Origin of the sequence: Psychromonas arctica DSM 14288, assembly GCF_000482725.1 — a bacterium.
GTDB lineage: Bacteria > Pseudomonadota > Gammaproteobacteria > Enterobacterales > Psychromonadaceae > Psychromonas > Psychromonas arctica.
In genome coordinates, this window is the sequence record NZ_AXWP01000008.1 from 204,492 (window position 1) to 223,690 (window position 19,199).

The following is a 19,199-nucleotide window of genomic DNA, read 5'->3' on the forward strand; positions in this document are numbered from 1 at the left end:
ATGATGGAATCTTTTGCTGAACTATTTGAAGAATCTCTTCAACAAGTAGAAACTCGCCCAGGTACAATTGTTAAAGGTACAATCGTACGTATTAGCAACAACTTAGTATTCGTTGACGCTGGACTTAAATCTGAAGCTGCTATCCCAGTTGAAGAATTCAAGAACGCTGCTGGCGAAATTGAAGTTGAAGTTGGCGATGTTTGTGATGTAGCTCTAGACGCTGTAGAAGATGGTTTCGGTGAAACTAAACTTTCTCGCGAAAAAGCGAAACGTCACGAAGCTTGGATCCAATTAGAGAAAGCGTACGAAGACCAAGAAACTGTTATCGGTGTTATCAACGGTAAAGTTAAAGGTGGTTTCACTGTTGAATTAAACGGTATCCGTGCTTTCCTTCCTGGTTCATTAGTTGACGTACGTCCGGTACGTGACACTGCTCACCTTGAAAACAAAGATATTGAATTCAAAGTGATCAAGCTAGACCAAAAACGCAACAATGTTGTTGTATCTCGTCGTGCTGTTATCGAAACTGAAAACAGTGTTGAACGTGATGAACTTCTTGAGAACCTTCAAGAAGGTCAAGAAGTTAAAGGTATCGTTAAGAACCTTACTGACTACGGTGCATTCGTAGACTTAGGCGGCGTTGACGGCCTACTACATATCACTGATATGGCTTGGAAACGTGTTAAACACCCAAGCGAAATCGTAACTGTTGGTGAAGAAATCAACGTTAAAATCCTTAAGTTTGACCGTGAGCGTACTCGTGTATCACTAGGTCTTAAGCAATTAGGTGAAGATCCATGGGTTGCAATCGCTAAGCGTTACCCTGAATCAACTCGTCTAACTGGTAAAGTAACAAACTTAACTGATTACGGTTGTTTCGTAGAAATTGAAGAAGGCGTAGAAGGTCTTGTTCACGTTTCTGAAATGGATTGGACTAATAAAAACATCCACCCATCTAAAGTTGTTAACTTAGGCGATATGGCTGAAGTTATGGTTCTAGACATCGACGAAGAACGTCGTCGTATTTCTCTAGGCCTTAAACAATGTAAAGCTAACCCGTGGGAAGAGTTCTCTTCAACACACGATAAAGGACAAAAAGTTTCTGGTAAGATTAAATCTATCACTGACTTCGGTATCTTCATCGGTCTTGACGGCAACATCGACGGTCTAGTTCACCTTTCTGACATTAGCTGGGAAGTTGAAGGCGAAAAAGCAGTACTTGACTACAAAAAAGGCGACGAAATCGAAGCTGTTGTATTACAAGTTGACCCAGAGCGCGAACGTATCTCTCTTGGTATCAAACAAATTGCTGCTGACCCATTCAACAATTACTTAGCAGAATTCAAGAAAGGAACTATTGTTACTGGTACTATTTCTGAAGTTGATGCTAAGGGTGCAACAGTTACTCTTACTGAAGGCGTTGAAGGTTACATCCGTGTTGCAGATATCTCACGTGATCGTATCGAAGATGCATCTACAGTATTAAAAGCTGGTGAGCCTGTTGAAGCTAAATACGTAGGTGTTGATCGTAAAAACCGCGTAATCAGCTTGTCTATCAAAGCTAAAGATGAAGCAGATGAGAAAGATGCTATCGATAGCTTGAAGCAACAAGATGAAGCAAGCATGGGTAATGCAATGCTTGACGCGTTTAACGCTGCTAAAGGCAAATAATTAAAAGTGGCTGGTAACAGCCACCTTTAATAGCATTAACTGGTGTCTTTTTTAATTTGTATTCACATAATACGAGGTAAGTTATGACTAAGTCTGATTTGATCGAAAGGCTAACCAGCAAACACTTTCAATTGTCGGTTAAAGAAGTTGAAGATAGTGTTAAAGAAACATTAATGTTAATGACCAATTCACTTGCATCAGGCGAGCGTATTGAAGTCAGAGGCTTTGGTAGTTTTTCTTTACATTACCGTGCCCCACGCATTGGCCGTAACCCTAAAACAGGCGACAAGGTTGAACTAGGTGGAAAGTATGTTCCTCACTTCAAACCGGGTAAAGCATTGAGAGAACGTGTTAATGCAATAAATGCCTAAATAAAAATGGTGCTGAAAAGCACCATTTTTTTATCTATTATTTCTTCGTCATTTCTTTCAATCTTTTTTAAAGTCTACTTCTGCAGCCATTTCATCGCTAATAGTATTAATCTGATCAATATCCTAGAGGATAATAGCAAAGGAATCATATCAATGATTTATTCCCTGCTTGATTTATAATACACTCATCACTTCTTATTCTTGTGTAGGTATCAGTATGAAACGCTTTCTAACTATATTAATCACAGTGGTATTTTTTATTATTGTGATTGTAATAGGTTTAAAAAACCAACAGCTCGTCACCTTAAATTATCTCATTGCGCAAAATGAATTACGCTTATCAACATTATTAGCGATTGTTTTTTCAGTGGGTTTTTCAACGGCGATATTTATTGCTAGCTACTTTTATTTAGCATTAAAAATGAAGGCTCGTCAGCTGCGTAAATTAACCGTTAAACAACGTAGAGAGCTGAATGATTTACGCGCCAACATTGAAAAAGATTAATTCTTAGTGCAAGAAGTCTTCTTTCTCTTACTGCCTGTGGCTGCCTTTTATGGTTGGTACATGGGCGTGCGCAGCGTTTATCAGAAAAAACAGCAAAAAGGTAATAAATTAAGCCGTGATTATGTTCAAGGGTTAAATTTTTTATTAAATGAACAACCCGATAAAGCCGTTGATCATTTTATTGCATTGTTAGATGTTGATGATGAAACCATTGAAACACACCTCGCTTTAGGCAATCTATTTCGTCAAAATGGCGAAGTCGACCGTGCGATCCGTATTCATCAAAACTTAATTGCACGTCCTAACTTAACACTTGAGCAACGCGACCTTGCTATGTTGCAATTGGGTAAAGATTTCTATCAATCGGGGTTATTTGACCGCAGTGAAGAAACCTTTATTCAACTTAAGGAATCACCTGAGTACAGACAAGTTGCGCTAGAAAACCTATTACTTATCTACCAACAACTAAAAGATTGGCAAGAGGCGATTAATTGTACCGAACAGTTAAATAAAATGGGTCAAGATAAAGCCAAACCAAGAACCTTATCTTACCTGTATTGCAGCTTAGCGGACCAATTGAAAAAACCTGATCAACAAAAGCAAGCCATCAAGTTATATCAAAAAGCATTAGTGACTTACCCTAAGTGTATACGCGCTTGTATCGCTATCGCCGATTATTACGATCAAGTGCGACAGCAGAAAAAAGCGTTAGAAGTATTACAACGTGTACCAGAGTTAGATATCGACTTTACCGAAGTAATATTAGAAAAGTTATATGCCCTACACAAAGAGCTACATACAGAACAAGCGTTAATGGATTATTTGTACCATATTGTGGGTTTAGGGGGAGGCGCAAGTGCGGTTATCCTACTAGCTAGTTTGATTGCTGAATTTAAAAGCGTTGAAGAAGCCCAAGCATTTATGTTGCAAGAGCTAAGACGTAATCCGACCATGAAAGGTTTTAATCATTTAATGACCTATCATTTACGCTTAGCACAATCAGATAATGAGAAAGAAAGTTTAGTCTTTCTACATACCTTGGTGAGTGAGCAAATTAAATCTCGATCTCAATATCGCTGTCAAAAATGTGGCTATTCCACTAAAAAACTATTCTGGCAGTGCCCATCTTGTAAAAGTTGGGGACGCATTAAACCGATTCGTGGTTTAGATGGCGAATAGTCGATTGTGCATTTACAATCAGGTCACTTTGATACACGATCACACTTAAATTAACAATCACGCATTATAAGTAACTAATTATACGTTTGATATAGGAATAAAAATGACTCAGCTTACCGACCCTAAAGTTGTAATTGCACTCGATTATGACAACAAGCAACAAGCATTGGCTTTTATTGAGCAGCTAGATCCTAGTACTTGCCGTTTAAAAATTGGTAAAGAAATGTTTACTCACTTTGGTCCTGAATTTGTAAAATTAGTGGTTGCTAAAGGTTTTGATGTTTTCCTAGATTTGAAGTTTCATGATATTCCTAACACCGTAGCAAAAGCAGTGAAAGCAGCCGCTGACTTAGGGGTTTGGATGGTTAACGTACATGCCAGTGGCGGTCGTCGTATGATGGAAGCTGCCAAAGCTATTTTAGAACCTTACGGTGATAAAGCGCCATTACTGATAGCCGTGACGGTATTAACTAGCATGGATCAAAATGACCTCACCGAATTAGGCATTGACCTGACACCTGCAGAACAAGTAAAGCGTTTAGCGACATTAACTAAATCATCTGGGTTAGATGGCGTGGTTTGTTCATCACATGAAGTGCAGGAGTTAAAAGCTTTGCTAGGGGAGTCATTTAAGCTGATCACGCCAGGTATTCGACCAGCAGGCTCCGATGCTGGTGATCAACGCCGTATTAAAACACCAAAACAAGCGCTTGAAAGTGGATCGGATTATTTAGTAATTGGACGCCCGATTACTCAAGCAGAAGATCCTGTTGCCGTGTTAAATGAAATTAACGCATCGCTAGGTTAATTAAGCTCCGTTAAGGGATCGTCATTTTTTATGAAAAAAATTGATATTACTAAATACAAAGCAGATTTTATGCAAAAAATTGCATTTGATTTCAAACAATGGATGTCACCGGCAATACGCGATTATTATTCATTATTCTTGAAGAATGCACATCAAAATCGTGAACAACTTCTGTCATGGGTAAAGGAATATTCAGTATTAGAAAATGGTCGCTCGGTTAAAGTTGCACAAAAACCGATTCAAGTTTCTTCGGAAGCCCGTGAATTGTTTTTATGTTTACAAACTAGAATCGGTGAAGAAGTTCATGTAGGTGAGTGGTTGACGATCACACAAGATCGTGTGGATCAGTTTGCACATGTGACTGAAGATCATCAATGGTTACATAATGATGTTGAACGTGCTGAAAAAGAATCCCCCTTTAAAACCACCATTGCTCACGGTTTTTTGACGTTATCGTTACTGCCTCATTTAACCGATAGCGTAGATGCCAGTCGTCCTGCTTACCCTAATGCAAAAATGACAGTGAATTACGGACTTAATCAAGTACGTTTTCCTTATCCTGTTAAAACGGGCAGTGTGATCCGTGCACACAGTCGCTTAATTAAAGTATCACCGATAAAACGCGGTTTAGAGATCGAAAAAGAGATCTCTGTGGAAATACAAGGCACACGCCGCCCAGGTTGCGTGGCCGTTTCCGTGGTCAGGGTCTATTTCTAATTGGTGTTCTAAGATCTAGTAAACTTGAGTGGTTACAATAAATTGACACTGTATTGTAACCCTTATCAATGCTGTTGATCGCAGCCTTAATAAGAATTTCTTAAAAATGGATCATTAAAGAAAGCTATTACCGGTTAAAGTTATTCTATAAAGTTATCAATTAAAGCGACCGCCAAAAATGCGGCTTAAAATTGCCACCCAAAAAAGACGGTCCACGATCTTGCCTCTATTTTCTATTCTTTATTTATTTGCTCCCTTAATCACCTTACAACCTAGCATCTGTTGGCCTCAGCACTTGTTGCTACCTGTCGCTTTAATAGTGACGCGATGGTAAGGATCCATTGATGATCCTATATTGTTATTTTTAATCTATCGCTCAATCCTTGCTATTAAACCCTATCAAGGTGCTTTTTTATCCCTTACCTGTAGCGCGTCATTTTTTAGTGGCTGTATTTAAACCCGACCTCGATTTCTTGTTTTATAGCAAAATTCTTCTTTTAACAGGTAAGCCTTCAAATTTTTCAATGATTAATTTTTAGATTAAGTTATTGATATAAAATATTTTTATTTAATTTTTTTTAATCAGATTAGTAATATTAAAAGTTGGCATAAAACTCGCATTATTAACTCCGAGAGTAAAAATTGACGGCAAAACAAACAAATATTGCCGGTTTTTCCCAACATGGGATAGAAACAAACAAAGGAGTTAATCATGGCACAGGTTATTAACACAAATATCATGTCGTTGAATGCACAACGTCAACTCAACAAGAGTCAAAATGTCCAAAACGAAGCAATGTCTCGTTTATCTTCAGGCTTGCGTATTAATAGTGCAAAAGATGATGCGGCAGGTCTTGCTATTGCAACGGGAATGGAATCACAAATTCGTGGTATCAACCAAGCGGTACGTAATGCGAATGATGGTATCTCAATGTCACAAACAGCTGAAGGTGCTATGGATGAGATGACCAACATATTACAACGTATGCGTGAACTTTCAATTCAGGCTGCCAATGATACTAACTCTTCATCAAATAGGGCATCAATTCAAGAGGAAGTCGATCAACTATATGAAGAGCTTGACAGAATTTCAAGCGTGACACAGTTTAACGGTGTCAATGTACTTGATGGCAGTGGCGGAAGTACCACATTACAAATAGGTGCTAACTCAGGTGAAAGTTTAACTTTTACTATTGATTCGGTAACAACAACTGACCTCAACCTCAATGCCGTATCTGGCCTAGGGGACCTCAATGGTGGACGTGTAGCCGGTGGTGCAGGTCCATTAGCAGACAATTTGGTTGCTATTAATGGTGTTGATATAGGGGCAACTGCTAGTTCTGGCGCAGCTGATCAAATTGCGACGGCTATTAATGCTAAGCAAGGGTTAACCGGCGTGACAGCTTCCGCTTATAATGTTGTCGAAGGTACTGCCGGAATTGACGGTTCAACTGACGGAACACTTAAGATAGGTGTTGATGGAGGAGCAGTAGTTGATATTGCAGCCACCTCTAGTCCACAGGACTTAGTAGATACCATTAACCGTGATGTTGGTGGGGTAACAGCTTCTCTTAATAGTAATGGAGGGTTAGTGCTAAGTAACGACACTGGTAAAGCAATTGAAGTTCAAGGAGGGGAACAAGTTGGTTTGGTTTCTGATACTTATGCTGGTTACGTTTCTTTAACCAGCTCCGATGGTGAACCCGTCGAGGTGAGTGCTGGCTCTGATGCAGCTGCTGCTGTTGCTGATGTGCAAGCTTTTGGTTTTAATGTATCAACCGGATCTGATAATATTACAGGTGGTGCGGTAACTTCTGGTGAAATTGATGAGAATGATGGTATTCAAATTAATGGTATTGATTTAGGCGCTGTATCGGGAACCTCTGCTAGTGACAAAGCCTTTGCAATTAATGCTATTTCAGATCAAACCGGTGTCAGTGCTTCGGCCAAAACTGAGGTTGAATATTCAGTAGATGTTGCAAAGATGGCTGCAGAGGGGGCTACTAACTTTTCTATTAACGGCGCTTCTATTGATATGAGCGGTGTCACAAGCTTAGATCAGGTTGTGACTAACATTAATGATTCAGGCATTCAAGGTGTGGTAGCTACTGCGGATAATGAAACCGGACGCTTAATATTAAGCTCGCAGTCGGGTAATGATATTGCTGTTAAGACGAATGCGGGTGATGTATTTGATGTTGATACTTCAACAGCTGTAACAACTCGCGGTGAAATTACTTTAACAGGGGATGATGGTGCAGACGTTACTATCACCAGTAATGCAAGCGCTCAAAGTGATCAGGCAGCCGCTTTTGCAAAATTGGGTTTAACTGACATGGGGGGCAACTCTGGCGCCGTCGGTAAAGGATTAAGTGTGAATACCGCCGCTAATGCTGCAAACTCTATTGACCGAATTGATGATGCATTAGAAAAAATATCTGATTCACGTGCAAATCTAGGTGCGATCCAGAACCGTTTAGGGTCAACTATTTCGAACCTTGAAAATGTATCGCAGAACTTATCAGGTGCAAAATCGCGTATTTATGATGCAGATTTTGCCGCTGAAACATCGAAGATGAGTAAAGCGCAGATATTACAACAAGCAGGTACCTCTATGTTGTCACAGGCTAATGCTAGTTCACAAAACGTACTGTCATTATTACAAGGATAGATTAAGGCATTAAGTGCTTTGTTGGCGGCAATAATTTGCCAGTTAGGTATAACGTCTTTTTTATAAGTAAAATGGGTGAATGTTTTGTAGGTTTTTACTCTCATTTTCTCCTCTGTACCCACCCATTTTAAGGCAGCCTAGGCTGCCTTTTTCTATTCTAGTTACCACCAAAGTCGTTAACCATTAATCAAGAAAACCTTTAAACAGATTAAAAAACCTTAAAGGGTTAAAAATAAATAAAGTGTTTTAAGATTTTGACCTTAAAACCACAAAACCTATGAACCACGAAGCCGCTGCGCTGCACAGAGGGCACGAAGAAAACCCTTAGAAAATTAAAAAATTAAAAACGTTAAAGGGTTAAAAATCAATAAAGTGTTTTAGGTTTTTGACCTTACTTCTTTACCCTTCGTGCCTTCGTGGTTAATTGCTTTTGACCTTGAAACCGAAAACCCGTTAACCACGAAGCCGCTGCGCTGTACAGAGGGCATGAAGAAAACCCTTAAAAATTAAAAAACTTAATGAAGTTAAAAAATAAAAAAAGGGATACCTTCGTGGTTAATTAGTTTTTGACCTTGACCTGGCTTTTACACGTAAAATTTTGGGGGTTAATGCTTTTGATTTTCACCCCAGAAACCCTCTGTGGTTAAGGGCTTTAGATCTTTTTTCAAAATAAAAACGATCTTTTTTCAATCTACCCCTAAAGTAATTTTTTTGTCGGTCGATAAAGTTATTAAGTCCGAACATCGACTGTTTTGAAAATGAACCGTTTAGCTAGGAAAACTTTTAATTAAACAAAAACATTAAAGTTATTTTTTAAGCGGTCGATAAAAGAACATACACAAAATAACCTAATTCTAAAGTTAGAAAAACTAAGGAGCACATCATGGCTGCAGTAGTAAATACCAATGTAATGTCTTTAAACGCACAGCGTCAATTAGGCAAATCACAAGCAACAAGTAATGAAGCAATGGAACGTTTATCTTCTGGCTTACGTATCAACAGTGCTAAAGATGATGCTGCTGGTCTTGCCATTTCAACGGGTATGCAATCACAAATTACAGGTATCAACCAAGGCGTTCGTAACGCTAATGATGGTGTGTCAATGACACAAACCGCAGAGGGTTCAATGGATGAAATGACCAACATTCTACAACGTATGCGTGAATTGTCTGTACAAGCAGCCAATGATACTAACTCTTCTTCAAACAGAGCATCAATCCAAAAAGAGGTCGATCAACTTTACTCTGAATTAGACCGTATCGCAGAAACAACTCAGTTTAACGGAATCAATTTATTAGATGGTTCAAATAAATCAACCACTTTACAAATTGGCGCAAACTCAGGTGAAACGTTATCTTTCTCTATTGATGCAGTAACGACTAAAGATTTAAACCTTAACGCTGTTTCTAGTACAGGGGATTTGAATGGTGGACGTGTAGCTGCAACGGGGGCTACTGGCGCAAATGAAGTTGCAATCAATGGAGTAGACATTGGTGCCACAGCCGCTGGTACTGCAGATGAAGTTGCAGAAGCAATTAATGCAAAACAAGGTTTAACAGGTGTAACTGCAGAAGCATATAATGTCGTAGAAGGTACGTCTGGTGCATCTGGTGTGACAAGTGGTTTAAGTATTGCAGTAGGCGGAGGCACGGCTGTGACCTTAGATTCGACTACAGATATGAATGATTTAGTTGAGAAAATAAATCGTGATGTTGGTGGTGTAACTGCTTCTGTTAATAGTGATGGTGGACTAGTCTTAAGTAATGATACAGGTAAAACAATTACCATTGGAGAAACTGCCGCTGGAGATGCTGCTGGTTCAGGTTTAACTGTCGATGCATCTGGATATGAAGGTTATGTATCGTTAACAAGTGCAGATGGAACCGCTATTTCTATTGGTGCTGGTAGTGCGGCAGTAGCTGGCGCGAATGAAACACAAGAGTTTGGCTTTAATGTTTCGACTGGTTCTGACTCTATTACCGGTGGTGAAATTGACAACACATTAGCGAAAATATCTGCCTCTGACGGAATTAAAATTAACGGTGTTGATTTAGGGGCTGTAACTGGTACATCTGCTGCAGATAAAGCGTTTGCTATCAATGAGATTTCTGCTGAAACAGGCGTAACAGCTTCTGCTACAACTCAAGTAAAATACTCTGCTGATGTTGCTCTTTTAAAAGCTGGTGCTGATGCCGATGCCGATCTAGTGATAAATGGAGCTGCAGTTGATGTTACTGGCGCTGATACAATGGATGATGTTGTTACTGCAATAAATGGCGCTGGTTTACAAGGGGTTGTAGCAACAACAGACGAAGAGACCGGTGAACTTGTACTTACATCTCAATCTGGTTCAGATATAAATGTCGAATCTGCTACAACTGGTCTAGGTGGTGCTGTTAACGCCGCTGGTGGTGATACTACAGGTGGTAAATTGACACTAACAGGCGAAGATGGAAAAGACGTTATCGTAACTAGTAGCGCCAGTACAGAAACATTAAAAGCTGGTGCAATGGACAAACTTGGACTAACTGATGCTGGTGGTAGCTCAGCTTCTGTAGGTGTTGGTCTTAGTGTAACAAGCGCAGCAAACGCTTCAAACAGTATCGACCGTATCGATGATGCATTGAATAAAATCACTGAATCTCGTGCAAACTTAGGTGCGATTCAAAACCGTTTAGGCTCTACCATTTCTAACTTAGAAAATGTATCGCAAAATATCTCTGCGGCTAACTCACGAATTCAAGATGCAGACTTTGCTTCTGAAACGTCTAAAATGAGTAAAGCGCAAATATTACAACAAGCGGGTACATCAATGTTAGCGCAAGCTAATGCATCATCACAAAGTGTACTATCAATGCTTGGTTAATTCTTGGCTGGGTAGCATTGTTAAATGGCACTATAATAGCTCCCTTATTCAGGGGGCTTTTTTGCCATAAAAAGAACTAAAAATAGATGATTTGGAGGCGTTATGTCAGATTTTAATATAGCAATATCTTCAACTGGGGCAGTGGAGCATGATAAACCCCTGATTAACAATGACAATAAAAAAGTTAATGATGTTTCATCAATGCAGGCTGTGGCTTCAGAGTCTGAAACGACGATAGCTAAAGAGGTCACGCCTAAACAGCTAGCAGATGAAGATGTACAAGGTGCCTTAGAAGAAATGAATGCCTTTGTGCAAAGTATGCAGCGTAATCTATCCTTTCGTATCGATGAAGAGCTTGGGCAAGAAGTTATTTCTATAACCGATGCTGAAACGCAGGAAGTGATCCGCCAAATACCTTCTGAAGAACTGGTGGTACTGCGTAAAAAAATGGACGATGTAGTTGGTATTTTATTTGATAGCAAAGTATAAAAAACAGAACTGCGTATGCATAGCTACAATTGCGGCTATCGTTACTATAGAGAGGTTTTGACTTTTTTATATTCTTAATAGAATAGCGCAATGCAAAGTTTTATTTAATTAAACTGCCTTTATCAGTTTTTGGTCTGATTATTGCTTTTGTATTAGAGATTAAATATTAGTTGTCTTCATTATTAATTAGCAGGGAGTACTTATGTCTTCAATTACCTCAACCGGCCTCGGCTCTGGTTTGGATATCAATTCTATTGTTACTGCCATCGTAGGGGCTGAAAAAGATCCTGCACTTGCTAAAATGACACAATCAGCGGCAAAAGCCACTGCTCAAATTTCCGCTTTTGGCACACTGAATAGTGAACTCTCTGCATTTAAATCTTCTTATTCCGACCTTGGGCGAAGTTCTTCATTTTCTGCGGCGACTTACACGAGTAGTGATAGTGATATTTTAGATGCGAGTTTAGGCATAGGCGCAGAAACTGGAAGCTGGGAGTTTGAAGTAAAGCAACGTGCTCAAGCGCACACTATTGTTTCTTCATCTGCAAATTCTTTCTCCAGTGTTAATGAGCCCGTTGGTACCGGTACTGTGTCCTTTAGCTTTGGTAGTTATAGCGGTGTTGATAATTCAGCTTTTGCCATCGATGCTAACAAACCCATTGAAACACTTACTATTGATGCCTCTAACAATTCATTGTCAGGTATGCGGGATGCAATAAATGACGGTGATTATAGTGTTACCGCGTCAATAATTAATGATGGAACAAATTATCGTTTATTAATCACCAGTAAAGATACCGGCGAGCAGAGTGCAATTAAATTAACGGTTAGCGATGATGACGGTAACAATACCGATACCGATGGGCTTTCTCGTTTTACCTATAGTGAAACAACTAAAAACTTAGATCAAACTTCTGTCGCACAGGATGCCGAGATAGTGATGAATGGTATTACCATTACTCGTGATACTAACGAAATAAGTAGTGTGATAGAAGGAGTTACCTTAAATCTCAATGGCAGTACTGAAGTTGGAAAAACGGTTAAGTTAACGATTAATAAAGATACCAGTAAAGTTGAAGAACAAATTCAAGCTTTTGTCGATAACTACAATAGCACCATTCAAAAAATGAACGAGTTAACTGTATATAATGGCGCAGATGCTGAAAATGGCATATTAAATGGCGATGCTACTGTGCGAAATATCCAAAGTTTAATGCGTGGTGTATTAAATACTTCAATTGAACATATTGAAGGCACGGTACATAGTTTTGCTGACCTTGGATTGTTAACTGCGCGTGATGGTACGCTTGAATTAGACAGTACAAAATTTGCTGAAGTACTTAAGAATGATATACAAGGTATTGCAGATTTCTTTACTGCATCTGGCACCGCAAGTGATAGTTTTATTTCCTTTGATAGCAATAATAGCCTGACTGAAGATGGCACCTATGGAGTTGAGATAACGCAAATAGCTACTCAGGGCATACTCACTGGCATTGATATTAGTAGCGGCTTCCCTTTAACTATTGATAGTAATAATGACACTTTTAAAATGCGTGTTGATGGTTCAATTTCTAATGATATTTCATTAATGCAGGGGACTTATAACTCCATCGATGACTTGATGACAGAGTTTCAATCCAAGATAAACTCAGACAGTAATTTTATAGATAAAACGATAGGTGTCACTGTTATTGAAGACGCTGGACAAATATCAATTACTTCAAATAAGTATGGATCAACCTCAAACGTTGCTTTTACTGAAATTAGCAGTAATTTTTTAGCCTCATTTGGTTTTGGCGTAGAGTCAGGTACCAGCGGAGTCAATGTAGAAGGTAAAATTGATGGGGTTGAGGCGTTGGGTGATGGGCAATACTTGCTTTCTGAAAGTGGCGACTCATCTGGTATTAAGTTATTGATTGAAGGTGGATTACTTGGCGACCGTGGCGATGTCACCTTTTCCGAAGGTATGACGGTGGTGATGAACAACCTTTTAACGAATATTATCGATAAAAGTATCACATCAAGTAGTGGTGATGTTGATCTCAGTGAGGGAGTCGTCGATAGTAAAATTGATTCGTTATATAAGAAAATCACTGACCTACAGCGTCAAGAAGAGGATTTGACTTATCGGACGGATAAACTTGAAGCACGTTTATATAAAGAGTTTAATGCGATGGATATCGCTGTTTCATCACTCGGTAATACGATGAGTTATCTTACCAGCGCGTTAGATGCTTTACCGGGTTATACAAGGGACGGTTAATTTTTCATAGCTTTTATTTATAGGCATTTATTTTACTTTTATTACGCTGTAGCGATAAAGACTTATTTTTTAAGGAAAGGTAACAAGCATCGGCTTGTTGCTGCAATAATTGCACTTTATTTTGAAGCATTTTTAGTTCTTTAATGACGTTATTCAGTTCATTTTCAGAGTGCTTGGAGAGAAGATCTTTTATTTGGTCAGAAAAAAGATCTTGTTGTTGTTTAAACGTTTCATATTCTTCTTCTGCTAATAAAATCGTAAGCTTTTTTTCAAATTCAAATAACACTTCAAGTTTGGCATGGATATTAGTCATTTTCGGCTCTTTTATGCATGTTGGTAGCGATTATATCGTTGGCTATTGTCTTGTTGGCGAATAGTATTATTAGCGATTGTTGTTATAAATTGTTGTTATAAATTATTATTAGCGATTATATTGCTGGCGAATATCTTGTGGAATACCATCCCAACCCGATTTTATTTCTGCGATTAGCATCGTCACTTCAGTGAGGGGATCGGTAGTGTTTTTTAAGTTTGCTTGGTTTACTTGACGTATCATATAACCATATAGGTCATACAAGTTAGTGGATAGCTCTCCGCCTTTTTCCATATCTAAACTATTTTGTAACTCACCAATTAAACCAATGACTTTTGTTAGCATTTTATTTTTGCCTTCTATCTCTTTACGGTCGATAGCGCCTTTGGCAGCGGCTAAGTTTCCCAATATATGCTGCATTATTAATGAAATAAGGGCATGAGGGTCTGCTTGCTCGATGTTGTTCATCGTTGAGTTTTGGTATTGTTGGACTGAGCGGCGCATATTGATTCCTTGCTGAAAATATTTAATCTATCGTAAGCAGTGTACTTCTAGTTTCTATAATTACACTGCTATTTATATTGTTTATTTATAATGTTGTGTAGATTCTCAGTGTATTTTACCATTTAAGCCAGTTTGTATACTGCATAACCAATCTACAACTAGGTGCACTAAAGCAACATATAATGAAAGCACAAGCAAAATATATACCATTTTTCTTGTTTCTGGTTGTTTTCAATTATTTTACTTATGACAGCAGCATAAATATCATTATTTATACTACCTCTAAAGGTTTATTGTGTCATTTTACAGTCATTGTCATCTTTTTGACGATTTTTCAATGCAAATAGTAAAAATTGTTCTATCATAACCTTCACATCTTGGTTTCTTTGATATGAGTACTGATTATGCCACAACGCCCGCCGATTTATTTAGTCGATACAACGGCTCAACAAGTAGAGATATTACAAACTGTTTTACATTTTGTTGGTGAAGCTTATCAAACGGTTGCTGTTGAACAATTAGCGCAACAGGTAGAGCAACAAGCGCCTTTGTGCGTTATTTATGGTAATCAACATCAGCAATTGGATGCACTACTAAATAGCTTTGCTAAAACTCCTTTTATTAGTATCTCTGGGCAAGTGGCAAGTGTGGACAGTAATCATATCGGTGTGCTTCATTTACCTATCGTCTATTCAGAGTTGACGCAGTTATTACATTATTGCCAAACCTATTCGAATCCAAATCATAAATTAAGTAAAGCCAATAAATATTTAATTACCTCTTTGGTGGGCAAAGGGTTACGTATTCAAGAAATTCGTTATTTAGTAGAGCAAGTAGCTGAAAGTAATGCCAATGTGTTGATTCTAGGCGAGTCTGGGACGGGAAAGGAGGTGGTTGCGCGCGCTATCCATGAGGTGTCTGGCCGAAATAGAGGGCCTTTTGTCCCGGTGAACTGTGGTGCAATCCCGGCTGAATTATTAGAAAGTGAATTATTTGGGCATGAGAAAGGTGCCTTTACTGGTGCTTTTTCTGCGCGTAAGGGACGTTTTGAGTTGGCTGAAGGCGGTACGCTATTTTTAGATGAAATTGGCGATATGCCAATGCCGATGCAAGTTAAATTATTACGTGTGTTACAGGAGAGAACCTTTGAAAGAGTCGGAGGTAATAAATCTTTGCAGGCGGATGTGCGTATTATTGCGGCAACACATCGTAACTTAGAAGAGATGATTATTGCTGGCTCATTTCGAGAAGATCTGTTTTATCGTTTAAATGTATTTCCAATTGAAAAGCCGGCGCTTCGAGATCGCCAAGAAGATATTCCGCTGCTTTTACAAGAGTTGCTGTCAAGGTTAGAAACTGAACATAAAGCCACATTACGTTTTACTCAACGTGCTTTAGATTCATTAATGAAACATGCTTGGCCGGGTAATGTTCGTGAGTTATCTAACTTGTTAGAACGTTTATTAATATTACACAGCAATAAAATCATTGATGTCACTGAATTACCGGTTAAATATCGTTACTTAGATGAACAAGGTGAGGCAGTAGAACACATTCACTATAACCCAGAAGAAGAAGCGCTGATGGAACGTGAAGCGTTATCGGGTATGTTTGGTGATGCGCCTATTTTGTCCGATGAAAGTGAAATGCACGATGAATCACTTGGCTTTTTGGGGCATTTACCAGCAGAAGGCATGAATTTAAAGGATAAGCTGGTGGAATTTGAAATTGAGATGATCCGTCAAGCTATTGACTCTCAGGATGGTGTGGTGTCACATGCTGCTGAGTTATTATCGATGCGCCGAACCACCTTAGTAGAAAAAATGAAAAAATACGGGTTAAATAAAGAAGGCTAAGCTAGCCATTAAGCTAATCATCAAACTAATCATTAAAAGGTAACATCAAAAAGTAATATCAAAAGGTAAGCCGAGTATTTAGCGATACTTTTGCATCAGAAATCGTGCTTTTAATAGTGCGGTTTTTTGTTTTTAGGACTGTCATTTTTATGGCTATTTGCTTTTATCTTACTGTAAAGTAATTGGTTTATTTGGTTGGCATAATAACTGCTTAGTAGGGATATCTATCTTTATTTTTAGGTGTTGCTATGACAACTTCACAATCAACAAATAATACGCCATTACAAACTGAACGTTATGTCGGTGAGTTACAGCAGTTACGTGCTCAAGCGAACTACATGGAGCAGTTGTATAAAGAATTACCTTCTGGGTTGATTGTTATTAATGGTAATGGGATTGTGGAACAAGCAAACCGTGTCGCCGTGCAGTTGTTAGGTGAACCCTTAGAGAATATGCTTTGGGGTGATGTGATCAAACGCTCTTTTAGTCCTAAAAATGATGATGGCCATGAAATATCATTAAAGAATGGTCGCCGTATTCAGTTATCTATCTCTTCTTTACAAGGCCAGCCTGGGCAGTTAATTCTACTCACAGATCTTACCCATACTCGCCAACTACAAGAGCATGTTGCCACATTAAAGCGTTTATCCTCATTGGGTAAAATGGTGGCGTCATTAGCGCATCAAATCCGCACTCCATTATCGGCGGCTATGTTATACGGTGCCAACCTTGCCAATAAAACATTAAATGAAAGCTCTCGTGCTCGCTTTCAAGGCAAGTTAATGAACCGCCTGCAAGATTTAGAAACGCAAGTGAACGATATGTTGTTGTTTGCCCGTAGTGGTGAGCAGAAGATTGTAGAGGAAGTTTCCGTTGCAACATTATTAGAAGAAGTGCAAGAAGCCAGTGATGCTATGTTATTAAGTGTTAATGGCCATTTGCAGTGTCGCTTACCCAATCCTGATTTATTTATTCTGGCCAATAAAAATGCATTAACCAGTGCCATGACCAACCTTATTTCCAATGCCATTGAAGCTACCGGTGAAGGGGCGCAATTATATATTAGTGCTGTGCAACGAGGTGCTTCGCATTTAGAAATCTCAGTAATGGATAATGGGCCTGGTATTGAAAAACAACGTTTAGCACAAGTAATGGAAGCTTTTTATACCACTAAATCTCAAGGTACAGGTCTTGGCCTTGCGGTAGTGCAAAGTGTTGCTCAGGCACATAGCGGCACGGTGGAAGTTAAGTCGGAAGTCGGCAAGGGGAGCTGTTTTACTTTAGTGCTGCCCTTGCATCGTATTGCTGAGTTTAGAGAAGACAATAATACACTGAGTAATGTACAGAGCAATGCGCTGAGCAAGGTAATAGGAGCTTAATTATGTCGCATAATCAATCACAGGGTAGGTTATTAGTCGTAGAAGATGATGCTGGATTACGTGAAGCGTTAATTGATACTTTGTTATTAGCTGGTTATGACTGTCAAGAAGTCGACAGTGGCGAAGCTGCGTTGGTTGAGCTTAATAAATCGGCGCTTGATAAATCACGTTACGACTTGGTAATCAGTGATATTCAAATGGGCGGAATGAGTGGTTTAACCTTATTGCAAAATATTAAAAGCCTTCACCCTGAAATACCAGTTTTATTGATGACGGCCTACGCAACGATTGATGATGCGGTTAAAGCTATTCGCGATGGTGCCATTGATTATTTAGCAAAACCCTTTTCACCTGAGGTGTTATTGAATCAAGTAAGTCGCTATGCGCCTGTGCATAAAGTGCCTTCGTGTACGCCTATTTTTGGCGACCCTAATACTGCGGCTTTGTTTAAAATGGCTGAAAAAGTGGCGGCTTCCGATGCGTCGGTGATGATCACTGGTCCAAGTGGTTCAGGTAAAGAAGTGTTATCGCGTTATTTACATGATAAATCATCGCGTAAAGATCAAGCTTTTGTGGCGATTAACTGTGCGGCTATTCCAGATACCATGCTTGAATCTACCTTATTTGGTTATGAGAAAGGGGCCTTTACTGGCGCTGTTCAAGCCTGTCCTGGTAAGTTTGAACAAGCACAAAATGGCACTATTTTATTAGACGAAATTAGCGAAATGCCCTTGGAGTTACAAGTTAAGCTGCTCCGTGTTTTACAAGAAAGAGAAGTGGAACGTTTAGGCTCTCGTAAAACTATTAAATTAAATATTCGTGTATTAGCCACCAGTAATCGTGATATTAAACAAGCTGTAGAAGCAGGGACTTTCCGTGAAGATCTGTATTACCGTTTGAATGTTTTTCCATTACAGTGGTTACCGTTAAAACAGCGTAAAGGCGATATCATCCCACTTGCTGAGCATTTATTAGCGCGTCATGCTAAAGATCAGTCTTCTGCGATCCCTTCATTATCGGAAGCGGCTAAGCAATGTTTATTTGCTTATTCATGGCCAGGCAATGTGCGTGAATTAGACAATGTAATGCAACGCGCCTTGATTTTAGGTAATGATGATGTGATTGACTGTGATGCGCTAATTTTAGAAGATCAACAGTTTGAGCATATGCAACAACCGCTTATTTCTAAGGCCACAGTGCAAGATCAATCACCAGCAATAGAGGCTGGCGATGTTGATTCTCGCTCTGAGGGGCAGTTGTATAGTAATAATCGTATTAATAGTGGCTTTGATAATGATCTACACAAAAATCTTGTTAGTGACTTTGGTAATGCAACTATAAGTAGCACTCCAGCAACGATAGCTGAATCCGATGGAGCATCTGTAACTGAAGAACCTGAAGCTTTGGGGCAAGGTCTCAAACAACAAGAGCAAAAAATTATATTAGAAGCGTTACAAACCTGTCGCGGTAAACGTAAAGATGTAGCAGAGTTGCTTGGTATTAGCCCTCGCACATTGCGTTATAAAATTGCTCGTATGAAAGAGCAAGGCATTGCCTTACCTGCATAAAAATAACGATCTTTGAAATAATATGACACCTTTTAC

Annotated in this window: 15 protein-coding genes; 13 read left to right on the plus strand and 2 right to left on the minus strand. The window is 39.1% G+C overall.

Going from position 1 to position 19,199, the window contains the following annotated elements; all coding sequences use genetic code 11:
• The 10 genes from rpsA to fliD all read left to right on the plus strand — a co-directional run bounded on the left by rpsA (position 1) and on the right by fliD (position 13,543).
• Positions 1-1,671, plus strand: coding sequence for a 30S ribosomal protein S1 (rpsA, locus tag H592_RS0102935; RefSeq protein WP_028867437.1), 1,671 nt, complete (start codon positions 1-3; stop codon positions 1,669-1,671).
• A gap of 83 nt (positions 1,672-1,754) precedes the next feature.
• Positions 1,755-2,042 carry an integration host factor subunit beta gene (gene ihfB / locus H592_RS0102940; protein WP_028867438.1) on the plus strand — a complete coding sequence of 96 codons (288 nt, stop codon included), beginning with the start codon at positions 1,755-1,757 and terminating at the stop codon, positions 2,040-2,042.
• 217 nt (positions 2,043-2,259) lie between these two features.
• Complete coding sequence (locus H592_RS0102945) at positions 2,260-2,547, plus strand: LapA family protein (protein WP_028867439.1); 288 nt, start codon at positions 2,260-2,262, stop codon at positions 2,545-2,547.
• 6 nt (positions 2,548-2,553) lie between these two features.
• On the plus strand, positions 2,554-3,726 hold the full coding sequence (gene lapB / locus H592_RS0102950) for a lipopolysaccharide assembly protein LapB (RefSeq protein ID WP_028867440.1): 1,173 nt from the start codon (positions 2,554-2,556) through the stop codon (positions 3,724-3,726).
• 103 nt (positions 3,727-3,829) lie between these two features.
• On the plus strand, positions 3,830-4,534 hold the full coding sequence (gene pyrF, locus H592_RS0102955; protein WP_028867441.1) for an orotidine-5'-phosphate decarboxylase: 705 nt from the start codon (positions 3,830-3,832) through the stop codon (positions 4,532-4,534).
• Between the two features lie 30 nt (positions 4,535-4,564).
• The gene (locus H592_RS0102960) at positions 4,565-5,251 is read left to right on the plus strand and encodes a MaoC family dehydratase (RefSeq protein WP_028867442.1); all 687 of its coding nucleotides are present in this window, start codon (positions 4,565-4,567) and stop codon (positions 5,249-5,251) included.
• A 712-nt stretch (positions 5,252-5,963) separates the two neighbouring features.
• Positions 5,964-7,922: a flagellin N-terminal helical domain-containing protein gene (locus H592_RS0102965; protein WP_028867443.1), complete on the plus strand. Its 1,959-nt coding sequence runs from the start codon at positions 5,964-5,966 to the stop codon at positions 7,920-7,922.
• An 883-nt stretch (positions 7,923-8,805) separates the two neighbouring features.
• Positions 8,806-10,788 (plus strand): flagellin N-terminal helical domain-containing protein, encoded by a 1,983-nt coding sequence (locus H592_RS0102970; RefSeq protein ID WP_028867444.1) that lies wholly within the window; start codon positions 8,806-8,808, stop codon positions 10,786-10,788.
• 102 nt (positions 10,789-10,890) lie between these two features.
• Complete coding sequence (locus tag H592_RS23145; protein WP_051368928.1) at positions 10,891-11,277, plus strand: flagellar protein FlaG; 387 nt, start codon at positions 10,891-10,893, stop codon at positions 11,275-11,277.
• A 202-nt stretch (positions 11,278-11,479) separates the two neighbouring features.
• Complete coding sequence (gene fliD / locus H592_RS0102980) at positions 11,480-13,543, plus strand: flagellar filament capping protein FliD (protein WP_028867445.1); 2,064 nt, start codon at positions 11,480-11,482, stop codon at positions 13,541-13,543.
• 13 nt (positions 13,544-13,556) lie between these two features.
• On the opposite strand, the gene H592_RS0102985 is transcribed toward fliD, so the two are convergent.
• Complete coding sequence (locus H592_RS0102985) at positions 13,557-13,856, minus strand: hypothetical protein (protein ID WP_028867446.1); 300 nt, start codon at positions 13,854-13,856, stop codon at positions 13,557-13,559.
• A gap of 108 nt (positions 13,857-13,964) precedes the next feature.
• Positions 13,965-14,360, minus strand: coding sequence for a flagellar export chaperone FliS (gene fliS, locus H592_RS0102990; RefSeq protein ID WP_028867447.1), 396 nt, complete (start codon positions 14,358-14,360; stop codon positions 13,965-13,967).
• A gap of 404 nt (positions 14,361-14,764) precedes the next feature.
• Here fliS and H592_RS0102995 point away from each other — a divergent pair, with 404 nt between their 5' ends.
• The 3 genes from H592_RS0102995 (at position 14,765) to H592_RS0103005 (ending at position 19,163) form a co-directional block, all read left to right on the plus strand.
• Positions 14,765-16,216 carry a sigma-54 dependent transcriptional regulator gene (locus H592_RS0102995; protein ID WP_028867448.1) on the plus strand — a complete coding sequence of 484 codons (1,452 nt, stop codon included), beginning with the start codon at positions 14,765-14,767 and terminating at the stop codon, positions 16,214-16,216.
• A 248-nt stretch (positions 16,217-16,464) separates the two neighbouring features.
• Positions 16,465-17,595 carry a sensor histidine kinase gene (locus H592_RS0103000; protein ID WP_028867449.1) on the plus strand — a complete coding sequence of 377 codons (1,131 nt, stop codon included), beginning with the start codon at positions 16,465-16,467 and terminating at the stop codon, positions 17,593-17,595.
• 2 nt (positions 17,596-17,597) lie between these two features.
• Entirely contained in the window at positions 17,598-19,163 is a 1,566-nt protein-coding gene (locus H592_RS0103005) for a sigma-54-dependent transcriptional regulator (RefSeq protein WP_028867450.1), read from the plus strand.
• Positions 19,164-19,199: the final 36 nt, after the last annotated feature.

Excerpts from the sequence above, each read along its gene's own strand:
- rpsA (WP_028867437.1), top strand. The coding sequence starts at position 1 with ATGATGGAATCTTTTGCTGAACTATTTGAAGAATCTCTTCAACAAGTA.
- ihfB (WP_028867438.1), top strand. The coding sequence starts at position 1,755 with ATGACTAAGTCTGATTTGATCGAAAGGCTAACCAGCAAACACTTTCAA.
- H592_RS0102945 (WP_028867439.1), top strand. The coding sequence starts at position 2,260 with ATGAAACGCTTTCTAACTATATTAATCACAGTGGTATTTTTTATTATT.
- pyrF (WP_028867441.1), top strand. The coding sequence starts at position 3,830 with ATGACTCAGCTTACCGACCCTAAAGTTGTAATTGCACTCGATTATGAC.
- H592_RS0102960 (WP_028867442.1), top strand. The coding sequence starts at position 4,565 with ATGAAAAAAATTGATATTACTAAATACAAAGCAGATTTTATGCAAAAA.
- H592_RS0102965 (WP_028867443.1), top strand. The coding sequence starts at position 5,964 with ATGGCACAGGTTATTAACACAAATATCATGTCGTTGAATGCACAACGT.
- H592_RS0102970 (WP_028867444.1), top strand. The coding sequence starts at position 8,806 with ATGGCTGCAGTAGTAAATACCAATGTAATGTCTTTAAACGCACAGCGT.
- H592_RS23145 (WP_051368928.1), top strand. The coding sequence starts at position 10,891 with ATGTCAGATTTTAATATAGCAATATCTTCAACTGGGGCAGTGGAGCAT.
- fliD (WP_028867445.1), top strand. The coding sequence starts at position 11,480 with ATGTCTTCAATTACCTCAACCGGCCTCGGCTCTGGTTTGGATATCAAT.
- H592_RS0102985 (WP_028867446.1), bottom strand. The coding sequence starts at position 13,856 with ATGACTAATATCCATGCCAAACTTGAAGTGTTATTTGAATTTGAAAAA.
- fliS (WP_028867447.1), bottom strand. The coding sequence starts at position 14,360 with ATGCGCCGCTCAGTCCAACAATACCAAAACTCAACGATGAACAACATC.
- H592_RS0102995 (WP_028867448.1), top strand. The coding sequence starts at position 14,765 with ATGCCACAACGCCCGCCGATTTATTTAGTCGATACAACGGCTCAACAA.
- H592_RS0103000 (WP_028867449.1), top strand. The coding sequence starts at position 16,465 with ATGACAACTTCACAATCAACAAATAATACGCCATTACAAACTGAACGT.
- H592_RS0103005 (WP_028867450.1), top strand. The coding sequence starts at position 17,598 with ATGTCGCATAATCAATCACAGGGTAGGTTATTAGTCGTAGAAGATGAT.